At 41.2% G+C, this 17426-nt stretch carries 11 protein-coding genes; 3 read left to right on the top strand and 8 right to left on the bottom strand.

Translation table 11 applies throughout. The annotated features are described in order from the left end of the window. Nucleotides 1–4: 4 nt before the first annotated feature. Nucleotides 5–3256 carry a golvesin C-terminal-like domain-containing protein gene (locus DMB45_RS06520; protein ID WP_041502850.1) on the top strand — a complete coding sequence of 1084 codons (3252 nt, stop codon included), beginning with the start codon at nt 5–7 and terminating at the stop codon, nt 3254–3256. A 513-nt stretch (nt 3257–3769) separates the two neighbouring features. Here the strand turns inward: DMB45_RS06520 and DMB45_RS06510 are convergent. Continuing rightward, on the bottom strand, nt 3770–4249 hold the full coding sequence (locus DMB45_RS06510; protein WP_041502848.1) for a ferritin: 480 nt from the start codon (nt 4247–4249) through the stop codon (nt 3770–3772). Between the two features lie 371 nt (nt 4250–4620). Between DMB45_RS06510 and DMB45_RS06505 the strand changes: the two genes are divergently transcribed. After that, entirely contained in the window at nt 4621–5193 is a 573-nt protein-coding gene (locus DMB45_RS06505) for a DUF4251 domain-containing protein (protein WP_041502847.1), read from the top strand. A gap of 616 nt (nt 5194–5809) precedes the next feature. After that, on the top strand, nt 5810–6475 hold the full coding sequence (locus DMB45_RS06500) for a hypothetical protein (RefSeq protein ID WP_110688587.1): 666 nt from the start codon (nt 5810–5812) through the stop codon (nt 6473–6475). Nucleotides 6476–6590: 115 nt separating this feature from the next. On the opposite strand, the gene DMB45_RS06495 is transcribed toward DMB45_RS06500, so the two are convergent. From DMB45_RS06495 to DMB45_RS06465, 7 genes are all read right to left on the bottom strand, one after another. Further along, complete coding sequence (locus DMB45_RS06495; protein ID WP_041502845.1) at nt 6591–7004, bottom strand: DUF2721 domain-containing protein; 414 nt, start codon at nt 7002–7004, stop codon at nt 6591–6593. Nucleotides 7005–7006: 2 nt separating this feature from the next. After that, nucleotides 7007–8491 carry a glucose-6-phosphate dehydrogenase gene (zwf, locus tag DMB45_RS06490; RefSeq protein WP_110688602.1) on the bottom strand — a complete coding sequence of 495 codons (1485 nt, stop codon included), beginning with the start codon at nt 8489–8491 and terminating at the stop codon, nt 7007–7009. Between the two features lie 8 nt (nt 8492–8499). Then, nucleotides 8500–9978: a decarboxylating NADP(+)-dependent phosphogluconate dehydrogenase gene (gene gnd / locus DMB45_RS06485; protein ID WP_237143282.1), complete on the bottom strand. Its 1479-nt coding sequence runs from the start codon at nt 9976–9978 to the stop codon at nt 8500–8502. Nucleotides 9979–10259: 281 nt separating this feature from the next. After that, nucleotides 10260–11798, bottom strand: coding sequence for a PKD-like family lipoprotein (locus DMB45_RS06480; protein WP_181416498.1), 1539 nt, complete (start codon nt 11796–11798; stop codon nt 10260–10262). A 17-nt stretch (nt 11799–11815) separates the two neighbouring features. Further along, nucleotides 11816–12487: a DUF4843 domain-containing protein gene (locus DMB45_RS06475; RefSeq protein WP_041502843.1), complete on the bottom strand. Its 672-nt coding sequence runs from the start codon at nt 12485–12487 to the stop codon at nt 11816–11818. A gap of 15 nt (nt 12488–12502) precedes the next feature. Continuing rightward, complete coding sequence (locus DMB45_RS06470; protein ID WP_110688584.1) at nt 12503–13969, bottom strand: RagB/SusD family nutrient uptake outer membrane protein; 1467 nt, start codon at nt 13967–13969, stop codon at nt 12503–12505. Between the two features lie 17 nt (nt 13970–13986). Continuing rightward, nucleotides 13987–17391, bottom strand: coding sequence for a SusC/RagA family TonB-linked outer membrane protein (locus DMB45_RS06465; protein ID WP_181416497.1), 3405 nt, complete (start codon nt 17389–17391; stop codon nt 13987–13989). Nucleotides 17392–17426: the final 35 nt, after the last annotated feature.

Below are 17426 nucleotides of genomic sequence, written 5' to 3'. Positions count from 1 at the left end.
AAACATGAACCTTCATAACGTTAACACGATTCTGACCCACGAGGCAAAAATACAGGGACGAGGTATTTTGTTTAAAATCCTCGCGGGATTGGTTATAGGCGGTATCACTTATATCGTCATGATTTACCAGGGAAATTTCCATCCCGTTTCCTGGCAAAAGATTGCCATGCCCTCCTATATCCCCTGGATCAGCACAACGCTTCTCAACCTTATTCAAAACCTATTCATTATCTTTAGGGTAAGCGGGTTTTACAAGAGATGGACAGCCGAAAACCTCGAGGTGCACCAGGCCAGTAATAGCGAGTGGATGACGGGAAAGGTCCTGGGCGTTATAAAGGTTCTGTTTATCCTCGACTTCGCTTCCATCGGGATTACCAGTCTCGTGCATATACTACTCACGGGTTCCCCGTTCAATATAGGGATATACCTTTTCTATTTCAGTACCCTGACAATTCCGTCTACCCTCTTTTACACAGGGTTTACCCTGTTGCTATCCTTTCTTACTCGACATAAAGGAATTACCGTGTTAATAGCGGGGATACTCTACCTGTTTACCTCCGGGGTTTTCCACGATTACTGGAACGGGACGACCGACGTATTGGCTATCTCCATACCGAATATCTTCTCGAACATCACCGGGCATGTTAACACCGGGTATTACCTCATGCACCAGGGAGCTTTCCTCCTGCTCGGGACAGGACTAATTAGCTTAGCAACAGCACGTTTCAACCGGATTCCAAACCGGGTAAAAGCCCCCGGACGAATCCGTTTGGCCGGGGGCATAGCGACCCTGGTCGGGATTACCCTACTCGCCTCTTACCGAATCCATTTCGTGAAAGAGAGTCAAAAAAGACAGAATCACGTGGAGATATTCGCGCGCCACGGGAATATTCCCAGCTTACAAATTCCAGAACACCAAATCCATTTTTCCAGGGAAGGCTCTATCGTGAACGCGACCAGCGAACTCTACCTGAAAAACCCGAACCCGGGAAAAGTCGATACCCTCGTGCTTTTTCTAAACCCCGGCCTGAAAATAAACTCATTGAAAGAGAACGGAAAAGAACTGCCATTCAAACAAGAAGGACAGGTCACCCTCATCTTTCATCCCCTGGAGACAGGACAAGAGATAAAACTAAAACTCCGTTACTCGGGGGAAATCGACGAGAGCGTCGCTTACCTCGATATCCCCGACAAGCTGTTTTACAAACCCAAGGATAACCCTTTCCTTCCCTTTGTTCTCGGAAAAAGAACGGCCATAGTCGAGAAGGATTTTATTTTCCTCACGCCAGAGGTCATGTGGTACCCGTCGGCCGTCCCTCCCGTTAACCCGATGGCCCCTTTTTGCTCCGGGAAAGACTTTACCCGCTTTAAATTGACCGTCGAAAACCCCGGAGAACTAATTTTCCTCTCACAGGGGAAAGAAGAAAAAAATAAAAAACAGGTCTCTTTCCATAACGAGGAGCCACTTACCGGGATTTCCCTTTGTGCCGGAAAATTCAGAAAGAAAAACATTAACATGGGGAAATTTAATGCAGAATTTTATCATTTTGAAAAACAACCTTTCTTTAGCAATGACCTAAAAATTGTTACAACAAATTCAATAATCGAAGAGTATCGGGATATATTACATTTTAACAATCTGCCGGATAATCCTCCTTTCAAACTTATGTTAGTAGAAACCCCCTTGTCTATAACATCTTTCTTCAGACCATGGAAAAAAAGTAGTGATTTTGCCCAACCGGAAATTTTCTTTTGGCCGGAAAGAGGAGCCACTTTTAACGTGAATTTTAAAGGACTAAAAAATGTACATGAAAAAAAAGGCGATCCCTCTATGTCAGATCAGAGAATTCAAGATCATTTAAGAAATTACTTAATTTTTCAAATTAATAGAGAAAAGATTTTCCATGAAGATGAAAAAAAACACACGAACTCCTGGGAAAAGAATAAATACAATATTTGTCCCGTTCTTTTCCGAGATACTTGTTTTATTCAGTCTGAAGAATTCCCGATCATGGACATCATGATAAAAAACATTTTGGAGGAAGAAGCTCATTTTTCTTTTTTTACGGGAGGAATTTCTCCATCTCCGGAAACTATTTTTGCGCTTAATTACTTAGATAAACATAGCTTGGAAGAAGCTTTACAGGACAAGAAACTCTCTGAAAATATACTTTTAGAGATTATTCATTACAAGAAACGAGACCTTCTTCATTACCTTTCCTCTTGTTGCAGGAGAGATTCCGTGATTAACCTATTCCGGGAATTTCTCTCCAATCCTTACCAAATAATTTCTTTTGAAAAAATTATTAATACGTTTAAGGAAAGATTTAACACAGATATTCACTCTTTTATCCGTTCCTGGTATAGAGAAAAAGGGTTACCTACAATTATCGTTCAGGAAACCCAAAGAGGCAAGATAGAAGGAGACAGGCTCAATAGGTATGCCGCTCATATAAAATTATACAATCCTACCGATATTAATGCCATTATACGTATTAGTTTCGAAGATATCAGATACTGGGGGCCCTCATCTCCATCTATCCGTTATCATTTGATACCAGCCCACTCTTGCAAGTTAATAAAAATGACAAACGATAACAGGTACCAAATTATCCTATATACCGGAATCTCCCATAATATTCCGAACCAACTTCAACTTCCACCTATTCCATTTTCTACAAAGGACACAACAAATGGCATCTTCGATTGTGAGCATAATAAATCCATTATCTCCAATAAAGAGTTAACGGTAGACAATGAAGACGAAGGATTCTCCCTTATAGAGCCAACTCATGAAAGAATAAACAGTCTTTTTCAAAATAAATCCACGCGATACAATGATCGAGCATATAATGCAAACAAATGGACAAAACTTTACTCTTTTATTTATTATGGAGATGTAGTAAAAAGCGTTTTTTATAAAATAGGAGGAAAAGGAAACTACAAAGCCCGTTGGGAAACTACCATAACAGAACCGGGTGAATATGAAATTTTCGTTTATTTACCAAGAGTTGAAAACCTACAAAACAATTTATATAGTTATGGCAATGGAGCAAAGCAACATTACCTCATTGAATATAAAAAAGAAACGCATGAGGTTATTTTAGACCTTTCGAAACCATATTCATTTAACGAATGGTTTAGTCTCGGAACTTTCACTTTAGGCTCGGGCAAAACAAGCGTCACCCTCAACGACAAGGGAGGGCCGAAACAATTTATCGTTGCCGATGTAATAAAATGGATAAAAAGAAAATAACTTATAATTACCAAAAAAGAGATCTTTTATTTAAGCTCATTCTGCTTATTTATGGTTTTGTTTTTATCACAAGCACAAAGTAGCTTATATCATTTTGAATTTTTCTCATCGATCGAGCAAGGAAAAAGGGAAGCCATGCGGAGTTCTCCCGATTCTCTCGCAGGATTAAGTATGCTCAAGATAAACCCGACGTGAAAAAGAATACAGGCCGAGATAAGGATAAAAAAGAATTTTCCCAAACCGGATCGATGTAGCAGTTTGACCTGTATCCGAGCTATTAATCCACAACTTTTCATGTCAATCGAGAACTTCAGTGCAAACAAAAGGCATGTGTAGGTTATAAAAAATCATTTAAATTCTCACATTCACATATACTAAATTTATAAAATTAACACGACATATATAGTAAATACTCATTCTTTATCGTTACATGTATCATCCGTACGAATAAAACACACGAGCCCTTCATTGAAGAAGCTCGTGTGTTTTCCATATATCTCGAATCGCGGACAGTTATCGCTCTCCCAATTTTGCGTCCATAAAGAATAATCCTGCCTCTCCGGCTTTCTTTATCTTATCGACAATGGATTGAGCCGTTGCCTCTTCTTCCACCTGTTCACGAACAAATCCCCACAAGAAATCCTGGGTTGCATTGTCTTTCTCGGCGGAAGCGACCCGGACCAAATTATCAATCAACTCGGAAACGTGACATTCATGCTTATAGACGTGTTCAAACACCTCCAGCGGGCTGCCCCAACCTTGAGGTACCACGTCGATTTTGTCTACTTTCGGAACTCCTCCGCGCTTGATCATATAATCTGCCATCATGCAAGCATGTTCGGTCTCCTCTCCCGATTGCTTTTTCATCCAATGTGCAAAACCGTCAAAACCCTCTTTCTGCAAATAGAAAGACATGGAAAGATACAAATTAGCAGACCACATCTCTGCCGTAATTTGTTCGTTTATTGCCTGTTGCAATTTTTCTGTCATCATAACTTTTACTTTTAATTATCAGTATCTATTTCAATCACATTGTCTATTTTACATTTCACATACACTCTTACATAAAAAAAGCCAAAAATAAACCATTAATACATTACATCAGAATTATTAATTTATTTTATACAATTCCATTATTAAAATAACACAATCGACAAATAAAGATAAATGACAACATACAGACAATCACACATATAAAAAAATCATACAACCTATTCTTTACAATCTTTCAGCAAAATCTATTTACTGGAACTCTTCCGTTACACCTGTCATTTTGACATTCTGTATACAAGGAAAACCTTTTTATTTCAGTTTTCGTTAAATGATCACAAGAGATTAGTAACAAACATTTAAACTCCGACAAGATGAATAAAATACTTACCTGGTTCATGATGGCTATCTTATTAGCAAGCGTAACCCCACTGACGGCACAGGAGAGAACAACGGCCAAAGAAAAAAGAAAAATGACGCGGGAAGAACGTAAGCTCGCCCGGCAAAAAGAAGATGAAAAATTATTCCAAACAGCTATCGATGCACTGAAGAAACAGGATTTCGTTCTCGAGGCTCAAACATTAACCTTTAAAAAAGGACGAACAATAAGCGTAACCCCTTCCACTAACTTCATCTCTATGTCGGGAGACCGAGCTACCGTACAGGTTAGTTTCGTTACCGGACGTCCGCTTCAAAACGGCTTGGGAGGAGTAACCGTGGAAGGAAAAGTTTCCGATATAAAAATGAGCACGGATAAAAAAGGAAGGGTTTCATACAGTTTTTACGTGCAGGGATTAGGCATATCGGCTTACGTGAACATCTCCCTCGTCGGCAACAACAAAGCTTCTGCCACCATACTGCCCTCCTTCCATTCCAACACCCTTATCTTAAACGGCAATCTCGTACCATCGGAAAAATCCAATACTTTTGAAGGAAGAAAATTATAAGGCTATATATCATTCAAAATGACCTGATCCCGGAAATCGAATTTGTAATTTCCGGGATTGTTTTTAACCGTTAAAATCCCATCCAAATCTTAGATTATTTAAAAATACGAAACGACAATTCTCACGAAATAAACGTTGAAATTCGGAAGAAAAGGTACAAAACCGATTTCGATCCGACGAAATTGTACGGCATAGAAACAACCTTCTTTTAAACATCAAAAATCGAATTAAATTTTACATATTATTTGTAATATAATATATAAATTATAACTTTGTAAAATTAAGGATATGAGGGGTATTGTGTAAACTAAAAATATGCCCTTTGAAAAAATCACTCCTTTTCTTTTGTCTAAGTGTCATTTTTCTTCTTTCCTGTCAAGACAATAAATGGGAAAATGAGATCAGAAACCGTGTCGATTCCTATATGCGATTATGCGGCAGCAGCTTGTAGTATAGTAGAAAATCGTTTATACTACAACCCAACAGATTCCTCATTCCAAGATTCTACGGCTGGAGTCGGTAAAGAAAAAATATATGATGTCACTCAGGTTCGTCCTAACGACGGACTCTATTTAAATGAAACAATATCACTCTAAAACAATCAAAAACTACAGATATGAAAAGCATATTATTTTTAATCGCCTTACTAATAGGATTTTCTGGTGAAACGACATCACTAAAAAATAAAGTGGACAAAACCGAGATAATTTCACTACCTTTTGAATTGACGACTTTATCAAGACGTTCACTACCGGGATTCGCCGTTAATTCCGAACTTAATTCGAAATTATCCTTCCATGTTTATACAGATTTAGGACTAAAAAAACAGATCCTATATGATGATGTGACTTGTTCCATTTTCAAACGTTTTGAAACGGGAAATAAAAATTTCATCTTATTAGATTTATGGATTGATATGGGAGAAAATTATCGCCATTTACTTATGACATTAAACGATAATTATCAAATCATAGACACATTAGACGTAGCCGTTGGAGGCTCATTTGACAATTTCACATTCACAAAACGATACCGTTTGGACAGCGACTTTAAGGTAACCGTGTATTGGTTAAAACCACTCTCGGAAACACCCGTGTATTTTCGTCCGGATACCCCTCCTTTCGAGGCTCAACGGATAGATTCCCACTACCATATTGATGACAACGGCAAGTTTATACAAGACGAGGAGATTCTCTACAAACCGCAAATTTACAAGCCACAAGAAATTTCGGTCGACGGAAAAAACATTTGGGGTGGGAAAGAAGAAAAAATTAATCGATAATCAAAAACTGTTTTCTAACGCATAAAACAAAAACATTCAACCTTCAACAAGAAGTTTATCCAAAATGACAAGACTTCTTTTACAATAAACGCAGCATACGTATCATTTCGGAAAATTACGAATTTCCTTCGGGGGAACCGGGAGTCAGGTTATCCAAATGAAATTCCAATGCTTTTACCGAGATCAGTATTTCCCGTACCGATATGCTTAGGGAGATAACCAACAGCAGCAAGGCTATTCCGAACACGTATACCGCTGTCAGTTGAAGACCTATATAAATAAAAAAAGTGCATAACACGCAAAGGAGAAGACTGATTACCCCGTAAATCTGCATGGAACGAGACATATAAAGTCGCTTTTTCAGGTTATCCAGTTGTCGCTGCGTCATTGGAGTAGGATGTTTCTCATGCTCCACCTTCAGGTTTCGTATCACCTGGGCGTAAGCCAGAAAACGGTTGGTATAAGCCAACATAATCAGCGATATCGCCGAAAACAGGATGGAGGGGGTCGTCAACGTTAATTCTTCCATATCTATCGCGTACACTTTTTCTGGTTTACAGTAGGATCCAGAGAGGAGACATTCCATTTCTCTCCCAAATCCGGTCCGTTTTCTCCCGCGGCATAATACAACAGACCTTCGTTCCGGTGTTTTTCCCAACAGTTCACGATAGGATCGATAAACCGCCAGCTGGCTTCGAGGGCATCATTCCGGGTATACAACATGGAGTCACCCGACATCGCATCCAACAGCAGGCGTTCGTAAGCTCCCGGAATATACTCCTTGCAAAGAGAAGCATAACTAAAATCCATAGCCACCTGCTCGACCTCAAATCCGGCACCCGGAATCTTCAATCCGAATTTCATCCTGATTCCCTCATCGGGGTTAATACGTAAAACCAATTGATTGCAGGAGTTTCCGGGACACTCACCCTTAAAAAGTTTATGCGGGGCAGATTTGAAATGGATAATGACTTCCGATTTTTTCTCTTTTAATCGCTTCCCCGTGAAAAAATAGAACGGGACATCACTCCATCGCCTGTTATCTATAAAAAATTTGATACCGACAAAGGTTTCCGTATCCGAATCGGCAGCCACGTTTTTTTCTTCCCGATAGCCCGCAACCGCTTCCCCCCGCACCGTCCCGGCCGTATATTGAGCCCGGACAACATTTTCCGCCACCTCGTTATCCGTCATCGGTCGAAGAGCCCGGATCACCTTTTCCGTTTCGTCGCGTATAGCTTCCGCGTCGATCGTGGCAGGAGGTTCCATAGCCACAAAAGCCAACAGCTGCATCAGATGATTCTGGATCATATCCCGTAAGGCCCCGACCCCCTCGTAGGATTTGCCCCGTCCCTCGATACCGATGGTTTCGAGAGCTGAAATCTCCACGTGATCGATATAATTGCGATTCCACAGGGCCTCGAAGGTCTCATTCGCAAAACGTAAAACCAATATATTCTGGACGGTCTCTTTTCCCAGAAAATGGTCGATCCGGTAAATCTCATTTTCAGAAAAAACGGAATTAACACAACGATTCAACTCTCGGGCTGAAGGCAAACTAATCCCGAAAGGTTTCTCTACCACAATACGCCGCCATCCGTTCTTCGAACGCATCAATCGACTTTCGCGCAGATAGCGGGTAATCGAATCATAGGAAGAGGGAGGGGTTGCCAAATAATAGATGGTATGATCCGGAATATCGTATTGTTGACGTAATTGCATGACCCGTTCGCTCAATTCGTCCGTATTGCCCTCCGGATCAAAAACCTGATAAAACAACAGGGGTAAAAAATCATCTATCTTCTCTTTCTCCTTTACGAATTCCCTTAACTTTTCTTTTATATGCGCACGGAAACTCCCATCCGTGAAAGAAGAACGGGCTGTCCCCAATATCAGAAACCGTTCCGGTAATAATCCGCGAACGAAAAGTTCGAACAAAGAGGGCAATAGCATACGCTTGGTCAGGTCGCCCGACGCCCCGAATATGATTAAAATTTGATTCTCTATTTTTTTCATCATGATTACTATGCATTATAAGTTCCGGAAGCCGTTTCCCCTCCTTCTCCCGTCCAATCCGTGTGGAAAAAACGTCCCCGTTCGGTATCCGTACGCTCGTAGGTATGAGCCCCGAAATAATCCCTTTGAGCCTGAATCAGGTTGGCCGGAGAACGGAGTGTTCTCAATCCGTCGAAATAACTCAAGGCAGAAGAGAAACAAGGCAAGGCGATTCCGTTAAACACGCCGTCCGCCACAACACCCCTCAAGGCAGGAAGGGTCAATTGAATCTTATCCTGAAAAAAAGTATCGAACAACAGGTTATCCAAGGTAGAATCGCGATGATAAGCCCGGGTAATCCGTTCTAAAAAAGCAGAACGGATGATACATCCTTTACGCCATATTTTAGCTATCGCTCCAAAATCCAAATCCCAACCATAACGCACGGAAGCCCGCTTCATCAAAGAAAAACCCTGAGAATAGGAGATCAATTTAGCCGCGTAAAGAGCCTCTTTTACCGCCTCGATCCCGGAATCATTGATCGTAGCGGAAGCCACCAGATCGCCGGTCTCTTCCGTGGGATAAAGCACAGAAGCTTTTTCCCGCTCCTCGAGCCTCATGGACATGAAGCGGGTGAAAACAGCCTCTGCCACGGATGTCAGGGGATTCGCCTCATCCAAAGCCGACATAACGCTCCATTTCCCGGTTCCCTTTTGTCCGGCCACATCCAATATGGAATCCAACAAATATTGACCGTTCGCATCCCGGAAATGCAGTATATTGGCTGTAATCTCTATCAGATAACTGTTCAGTTCACCCCGGTTCCATTCCTCGAAAATTTGACCTATCTCATCGTTATTTTTACCGGTCCGTCTTCTTAAGATCGAGTAGGTTTCCGCTATCAGTTGCATATCGGCATACTCGATACCGTTATGTACCATCTTCACGAAATGCCCTGCTCCTCCGCTTCCGATCCACTCGCAACAGGGAGAACCGTCGTCTAATTTAGCCGCAATCGTCTGAAGGATATCTTTCACCAAAGGCCAGGCCGTTTCCGATCCGCCCGGCATAATAGAAGGTCCGTTCAAAGCACCCTCTTCTCCCCCGGAGATACCGCTACCCACGAAATACAACCCTTTTTCCTCCAACATTTTAACGCGCCTTGCCGTATCTTTAAAATCAGAGTTCCCCCCGTCGATAATGACATCCCCGGGACTCAGATAGGGCACTAATTGCCCGATCAGTTCATCCACGGGTTCTCCGGCTTTTACCATTAACATAATCTTCCGGGGTAATCTTAACGACTCCACCAATTGCTGTATCGTATAAGTCCCCACAAAATGTTTCTCTTTTCCTCGCCCCTCCAAGAAACGGGCGACAGCACTTTTTTGTCCGGGATGAATCCGGTTATACACGGAAACGGTATACCCTTTATGCTCTAAATTTAGCGCCAAATTCTCCCCCATGACTGCTAAACCGATCAACCCGATATCTGAAATTTGTGTCATCTTATAAATTTTAATTAAATAACCTTCTATATTACGTGGATTATTCATTTTTGTTCGATGTCCGCACGGCATTCGTACCGGTAAAAATAAAACTGCCGGGCAAAGACTCGATCTGCCCGGCAGCATGGTGAACACTATTTCATCACCATATTCCCTTTTAATAATTTACCCCTGGGTTTATTTATCCTTTCCCGAATCCAAACCGATCAGGTACAACACCCGGAAGGATGAGAATTTCTTCCGCAAAACCTTTGCGGCTCGAATCCGGGAAACGACGAATATCAATACTGTTTATAAAACAAATCAACCACTTTCCCATCGACTTTCGTACCGTAAATCACCTTATCTTCTTCCGTCCCGCTCACCAACACCTCGTCTTCCACGTTCAGCAAGAAGAACTCCCCGTTATCCAAACCGACTCCGACATGAGTATTGTTACTATAATTTGACTCGAGTGCAACAATCTTGCGTCCACTAAACGTTTTAAACGGCGCATGCTTGTTGGTTTTCAAATCATAATAATAGAGCACGGAAGGATCCGTTTCCGAAACAAAAAACATATAGAAACGTCCCCTCAACGCGTGGTATTTGGTATTTTCACCCATTAAGGCAGCGGATACGGCTGGTATCCGCGTGTAAACAATATTTTTTACAACTACATTGGAATTAGACGACGAATATTCAAATGTATAGAAATACAGCTCCCCGTTCGTTTTATGTTTCAAAATGGCACAAATATCCTGATCATAATAAGAAGCGTTTTTCATCTGGCAATATACCATCTCGTAATTACTCAGGTTATCGGGAGAGGGGCCTTTTGTTCCGTCCCAATCTCCCGGAGCTTTCAATTTATACAACCTTCCCGCATCATAAAAAGAAGCCCCGTAAAGCATAAAGAATGCATGGAATGTTTCATCGTATAACATAAGATTATATGTCGATGTTCCTTGAGAAGCAGACAACAGAAAAGGCACGTTCAATTTCTGTTTATTCGATTGCAACGGAACATTTGCAAACAAGGCAAATGCATAAGGCGTTCCCGACCAACTATCGAATGTCTTCGTGAACACCTCCCCGTTTTCTCCCTGTATGGCAGCCACATTTCCTCCGGATACGGCCATCGATTTCGGAACAAACCCCTCCGGGTATTTTCCTCCCACAAACTCGTCGGCAATAGTTCCGATTTTTTGATAATTGGCTCCTTCCAAAATGATATTTCCCTCTGCTCCTTCCTGCAAAACCCGCACATCATTTCTTCCCGAACGATTTCCGATCAATCCAACAGGCCGCGTTCCCAGCTCCTTGTCATGAATGGCCCGGTAAATATCTTTATCCGTGTACCATTGTTCATTCTGAATCCTTACCAAATTCAACTTGCTCTTTCCCCCGTCATCGGATAAAATAATCCAACCGACCGTATAGCGGCTTTTATAAGTAAACGAAATATTCTGAGTGTAAATAGCCCCTGTCAACGTATCCTCAGCCATTACAATTCCCTCGTAACTCTTGCCGACCTCCGCGTCTTCCAAAACCATGTTCATATTCCGTTCGGTACATACGCATCCAAGATAATCGAAATGGTAAGACCATTTGTACATATTGGTATCCCCGGACTCCTTCTGTTCCTGATTGGCAAAAGACAACGACGGGGAAAATACAACCGGTTCTCCCTGATATACCGTAATCCCGTATACCGGATAGCGAATGGTTATTTTATGTGTTTCAATATCCTTATAGTCATAATTACCGTCGTCCTCAAAGCAGGAAAAAAGCAACAGAGCGCTGACCACAAGCATGCAAAATATTTTTATATTCTTCATATTCATTCTATTTTAAATTAAATTCTTACAGGTACAGTCATCGGATCTCCGTTTTCATCTGGGATAGGATTCGCATCCAGCCAACTCTTGAACTCGAGTGCCCAGGAACGAATCCAGTCCTCACTCGGGTTGGACAGATCCGGTTGAACAACTTCCACTAATTTCCTGAACTTCGTGTCGGAATACGTTCCCAGATAATAGTTCACCACCCGATTGTTCCACCAATCCGGCTTCGCCACATTATCATTCACTTTTAAATAAATACGACGATAATCCCGATCTCCTAATTTAAACACGGCATTCTCTTTTAGTTCCAAGCAGAGATAAGCATTCGTGGTTGTCAATTCAGGATAGTTGGTCAACTTCACGTAAAAGGTATCCAATTTACTCATCGGTTGAAAGGACGTTACCGTCGGCAAACTATAAAATCCGTCTTTTAAAGTCGTCTTTTCATTGACTACAGTAACCGTAAACTCCTGGTTCTCTTCTTTAGGAATTCCGGTATGCCTTATCTCTATCGGCCATTCACACTCGCTCAAATTTCCTAACATAAAGAAGGAGACGATTACCGTGTCTTTCTCTTTATTGGCAAAAGAGATATAACTATCCGACCGATATACTTTTATATCGTCTTTATTACAACTTACCGCACCAATAAGAAACAGTAACAGATATACGTATTTTTTCATAATATCACCATTTTATTAATAAAAATTCTGACTATCGGGCACCTTAAATGTCATTCGTTCTTCGGAAGCCGTAATCTCTCCGTTTTCGACCAAAATATTTCGATTCAAACGTTTGTACATAAAGAAAAGCTGTCCCTCTCCCACGAATTCCCGACGGGCATCGTTTATTAAAATATCATATAAACTCCCGATATCACTAACAGAAGAGATTTGACGTTTACATCCTTTCTTATCCCGGAACTCCTTCAGCAAACGCAAACATTCCGTTTTATTTCCTTTCAAAAAATTACACTCCATTAAAATATAATATATTTCACTCAGGCGTATCACTGGAATAGCTTTTCCTTCCACGCCATCCCGTTGGTAATTATCCACCCGGCGATATTTATAAATATTATGTTCGTCGTCATTACTTACAAGATTAGAGCGATAATCATCCATATCCTCTGCAAATATTCCGTCATAATCAGCCAATTGCAAAGAGCTCGGATAACTTCCCACGGCACAATAACTCTCTACCGTCTGAAGTAAATTACCATTGTAGAAAGCAAACAAACACTCCTCAAGGTATTTCTTTTGCTTGTAATTTAAAGAAGTCGTATAATCGTATGACGAATTGAAAGTAAACCATTTATTCCCGTTATAGAAACGATCATAAAAATGTTTAGCGTAAAACAAAGCGTTATCGACATCTCCTTTGTAAATATAGGCTCGGGCCAATAAGCCGACGATCGCACAATAATTCAAACGATAGCCTCTTTTATTATAAAAAGAACCTCCTTTCGGCGTATACTGTCCCTGAAACCGGGCTGCCATCTTATAAGCCATACTCGTTTTATTATAAAGCGTATCGTGATAAGCTACCAGATCTTTTGCTTTCAATAAATCTTCAATCACTTTATCGATTGCATCTTTCGTTTTCAAAGGTACCGTTATAACAGAAGGATAGGCCTCATGATAAGGGACCAGGGCCGCCTGATCGTTTCTTGCCGGAGCAGGTGCAAACAGACGGATCAAATCCAAATGACAAAATGCCCGCAAAGCATAAGCTTCCCCCATGATCAAATTTTTAGCCACCGTATCCAACGTGAACGAAGAGGGTGAGGCTGAAGAGAGCTCGTTCAACAACAAATTACAGTTAGCGATAGCATTATAAAGCCCCGACCAGATATTATCAATCAGGGTCAATCCATAGGAAGACTCGTATTCATACTCACCCATGTAAGCGTCATTATTATCATAGATCAAGTCTAAATTGTAATTCTGTCCGATTACGCTTAAAGCTCCCCAACTCAGATTTTTTCCATACAAGCTTGTCTCCGCACACTTCTGATAAATCCCGTTCAAGGCATTCTGAAATCCCGCTTCATCCGAAAAGAGTTTATCCTTACTGATTTGGTTCGCCGGCTCCAATTCAAGCCAACTATTACAAGAGCAGAATAAACCTATCTGTATGCATAATATTATAAAACCTTTTCTCATCGTATTCTATTTTAAAGTTAGAAACTTATACCTAAGGTAAAATCAAAATTCCTGGCAAAAGGATAGCTGGTTCCCCGTTCCTGCTTTACGGTCGACCAATAAGCCACGTCGTTCATCGTGAATTGCAATTTAAACTGACTCATCCTCAATTTTTTCACGAATCCTTCCGTCACGGTCCACGCAACACTTAAAGAATTAAATTTCAACAAATTATTATCTTGAACGAAACGGGACGTCGGACGAGAGTAATTCGTTCGATCGGCAATATCTTTCAACGGGGTAATATCTCCTATATTTATCCATCTATCCGTGAGCACGCGCCGATCCGCATTGTAGTTATATAAATCCACGCTCTCTATGCGGGTAGGAATGGTCTCGTTATAAGCCTGTCCCCCGAATTCATACATAAAACTGGCAAAAAGGCTCAAGGTTTTCCACTGGAGATTTATTCCGAATGCCCCCTGTATATCCGGTAAGGTATTCCCTAATATCTGCTGTTCGTTGGCCTCCCACTCGTACGTGATGGTCCCGTCTTTTCTCACGAAAACTTCTTGTCCGCTGGAAGGATCTATCCCCAAAGATTTCATTCCGTAAATAGAGGTTGTTGATCCGCCCTCCTCGTATTTGGTAAAAGGTTTCGCGTATTTCGCATCATATCCCCTGTAATCAGAATAATAGTCATCCACCATATCGTTATAACGTTTCAACGAGTTGGCGATCTTCAAAATCTTATTTTTATTATGTGCCATATTCCCATATACCCCCACGAACCAATCCCTCGTCCGAACGAGATTAGACTTAATATTCAGTTCATAACCGATATTTTCCACCTTGCCCATATTATCGTAATACGAGGTAAATCCGAAAGAGGAAGGTACGGCTATTCGCGTAATCATATCATTTGTAACCGCATTATAATAACCGAACTGTGCATAAAACAACCCGTTATAAAGATCTACCTCCAACTTCAGGTCGTAACTGTTTTTCTTTTCCCACTTCAAATCGGAATTTCCCAACGCCATCAACTTGACTCCCATCCCGGTAGCATACCAATTTTCGGAGAAAATTTCATAAACATCCTTCGCGGCGTAAGGTTCAAAATCCAATTTACCCGTCTGACCGAAAGTTCCGGTCAATTTTAGTTGCGTCAACACCGGATTTCCCTTTAAAAATTTATAATTATGAAAGTTCACCCCGAAACCTGCCGAATAGAAAGGCGCAAATTTTTTGTCCGAACCGAACTCGGAGGAGCCGTCAAAACGCAAAGACCCGTCAAACAGATAGATATCGTTATAAGAATAATTCAAACGGACAAAAGCCCCGGCCAAACGAGTATGATTGTCCGACTCTGAAGGTTTCCCCACGATCTCCTGGGCATACATGATCGAGTTTAAACTTCCCGAAGGGAATCCCCTGTAGTTGATACCCACGGAAGAGTAATATTTCTCGGTCGTATTTATACCGATGGAACCGCTGATATGATTAACACCGATAGAACGGTTATAAAGTACCTGCAAATTAGTCGTCCAGTCGAAAGCTTTCCCTTCCGAGGTCGACAGACTTCCTTTCGGAGTATCATCCGAACCGCTAAAATATTTACCGGAAGCCGGATCGGTAAAGTTTTTTCCGGAAGTGGTCGTCCGGGTAAAGCCGATTTGAGCCTTAATGTTCAGATGCTCGTTCAGATACCAGTCTATCAACAGGTTATCGGAGAACTCTTCCGTGGTCGTCTTGCCGAAGTTCTTCGTTTCCGCTCCCTCGTACATCGGGTTAACATAAATGGAACCGCTATGCCAGGTGTTGAATTTATAAAGATAGTTTCCAAACTCATCATACAATTCATTATACGGCAATTGATTTACATAATCGGAAAAAGTACCGTAAGGCGAATTTTTGGCAAGTACCTTATTAAAAGAAATCCTATTAATTACATTCAGATTGGACAATCGATAATCGATACGCAATTCCGTCCCGAGCCGGCTACGTAAATCTTTCTTCATTACTCCCTTTTGCTGGTCATAAAAAAGATTGATCCCATAACGGATATTATCGTTACCGCCGTCAATGGCCACACTGTGTTTATGATTGTATCCCACACGTAAAGGTAAAGCCAACCAATCGGTATTCACTCCTTTGGCCAAAGCCATTTGTTTCTTTATCAGCTCGGAATACACCTGACGAATCCCCTTATTGGGCGGGTTGATCTCATAATAACCGGCTAATTTCTCCACTTCCAACTTTTCAGCCGCATCGAAATAATCATAGCTGGAAAGGTCGGGGGCCGTAATGGTTCCCGTCAAATTATAGGTAATATTAAATTTTCCGGCTTTCGGGGCTACCGTTTCGATAACAACCACACCGTTAGAAGCACGCGATCCGTATACAGCCGTAGCCGCGGCGTCTTTCAATATCGTGATACTATGAATCCGATTCGGGTCCATATCATAGATTTTCTCCACACTTACATCCAATCCGTCCAATATAAAAATAGGCAGGTTCGGATTATTCTTCGTTCTGGTCTCACTGATATCCGAAAGGTTCAAATTACCGATACCGGACTGTCCCCGGATATAAAATTCCGGAATAGCATTCGGATTGGATCCCATAACATTATTTTCCATGATACGAAAAGAGGGATCGAAAACCTGAAGAGTCGAAATAATATTACGATTGGCCACTTTCAATATATCCTTACCCTCGACTCGAATAGCCGTTCCCGTGTAAGACTCTTTCCTGACATTGGCATATCCGGTAACCACCACGTCATCCAGACTCTCTACCGATTCAACCAAGGTCACCACGTAATCTTTCTTTCCGGCTAAAACCTCTTCATCCTTAATATCCTTCAATTTTATCTCTTTGGTTTCCATCCCGATAAAACGAAATACAAGCGTCATATCGGGTATATCCGGCAATACAAGTGAAAAACGACCGGCAGTATCGACCATAACCCCTCTTGTTGTCCCTTTTATAAGGACAGTCGCCCCGACCATGGGAGCCCCTTTTTTATCGATGACCCTTCCTTTTATCTTCTTCCCTTCTTTCTGCTGGAGTTCCACCGTATTTTGCTTCACCAACACGATAACATTCTCTTCAAATAAGCACATCAGCCCGGAACCCTTGAACACGTCATCCAACAATTCTTTCAATTCCCTGTTTTTTGCTTTGACATCGAAACGAGACATTTTTTTCACGTATTCGCTCTTGTACATAAAGCGAACTCCCGTCTGTTTTCTAATCTCTTTAAAAAACTCTTCCACGCTACAATTCTCCAAATCCAGGTTGACACGCTGGTTTTGAGAAAAAATTTCTCCTTTCACTTGGAACATGAGCACAAACATCAGAAATAAAGTGATTTTCATGACTTTAAAGATTTTCTGATTGGGCCGTAAATTTTCTTTACGATCTTCATTTTTTTTCATAAATTTGTAATTTAGATTATTAATGAGCATTATCA

It is taken from the genome of Sanguibacteroides justesenii, assembly GCF_003204205.1.
Taxonomy (GTDB): Bacteria; Bacteroidota; Bacteroidia; order Bacteroidales; family Marinifilaceae; genus Gabonibacter; species Gabonibacter massiliensis.
This window is presented reverse-complemented; position numbering and strand designations above follow the sequence as displayed.

Bases quoted from the DNA above. Each gene is read 5' to 3' on its own strand.
- DMB45_RS06520 (WP_041502850.1), top strand. From the start codon at position 5: ATGAACCTTCATAACGTTAACACGATTCTGACCCACGAGGCAAAAATA.
- DMB45_RS06510 (WP_041502848.1), bottom strand. From the start codon at position 4,249: ATGATGACAGAAAAATTGCAACAGGCAATAAACGAACAAATTACGGCA.
- DMB45_RS06505 (WP_041502847.1), top strand. From the start codon at position 4,621: ATGAATAAAATACTTACCTGGTTCATGATGGCTATCTTATTAGCAAGC.
- DMB45_RS06500 (WP_110688587.1), top strand. From the start codon at position 5,810: ATGAAAAGCATATTATTTTTAATCGCCTTACTAATAGGATTTTCTGGT.
- DMB45_RS06495 (WP_041502845.1), bottom strand. From the start codon at position 7,004: ATGGAAGAATTAACGTTGACGACCCCCTCCATCCTGTTTTCGGCGATA.
- zwf (WP_110688602.1), bottom strand. From the start codon at position 8,491: ATGAAAAAAATAGAGAATCAAATTTTAATCATATTCGGGGCGTCGGGC.
- gnd (WP_237143282.1), bottom strand. From the start codon at position 9,978: ATGACACAAATTTCAGATATCGGGTTGATCGGTTTAGCAGTCATGGGG.
- DMB45_RS06480 (WP_181416498.1), bottom strand. From the start codon at position 11,798: ATGAAGAATATAAAAATATTTTGCATGCTTGTGGTCAGCGCTCTGTTG.
- DMB45_RS06475 (WP_041502843.1), bottom strand. From the start codon at position 12,487: ATGAAAAAATACGTATATCTGTTACTGTTTCTTATTGGTGCGGTAAGT.
- DMB45_RS06470 (WP_110688584.1), bottom strand. From the start codon at position 13,969: ATGAGAAAAGGTTTTATAATATTATGCATACAGATAGGTTTATTCTGC.
- DMB45_RS06465 (WP_181416497.1), bottom strand. From the start codon at position 17,391: ATGAAAAAAAATGAAGATCGTAAAGAAAATTTACGGCCCAATCAGAAA.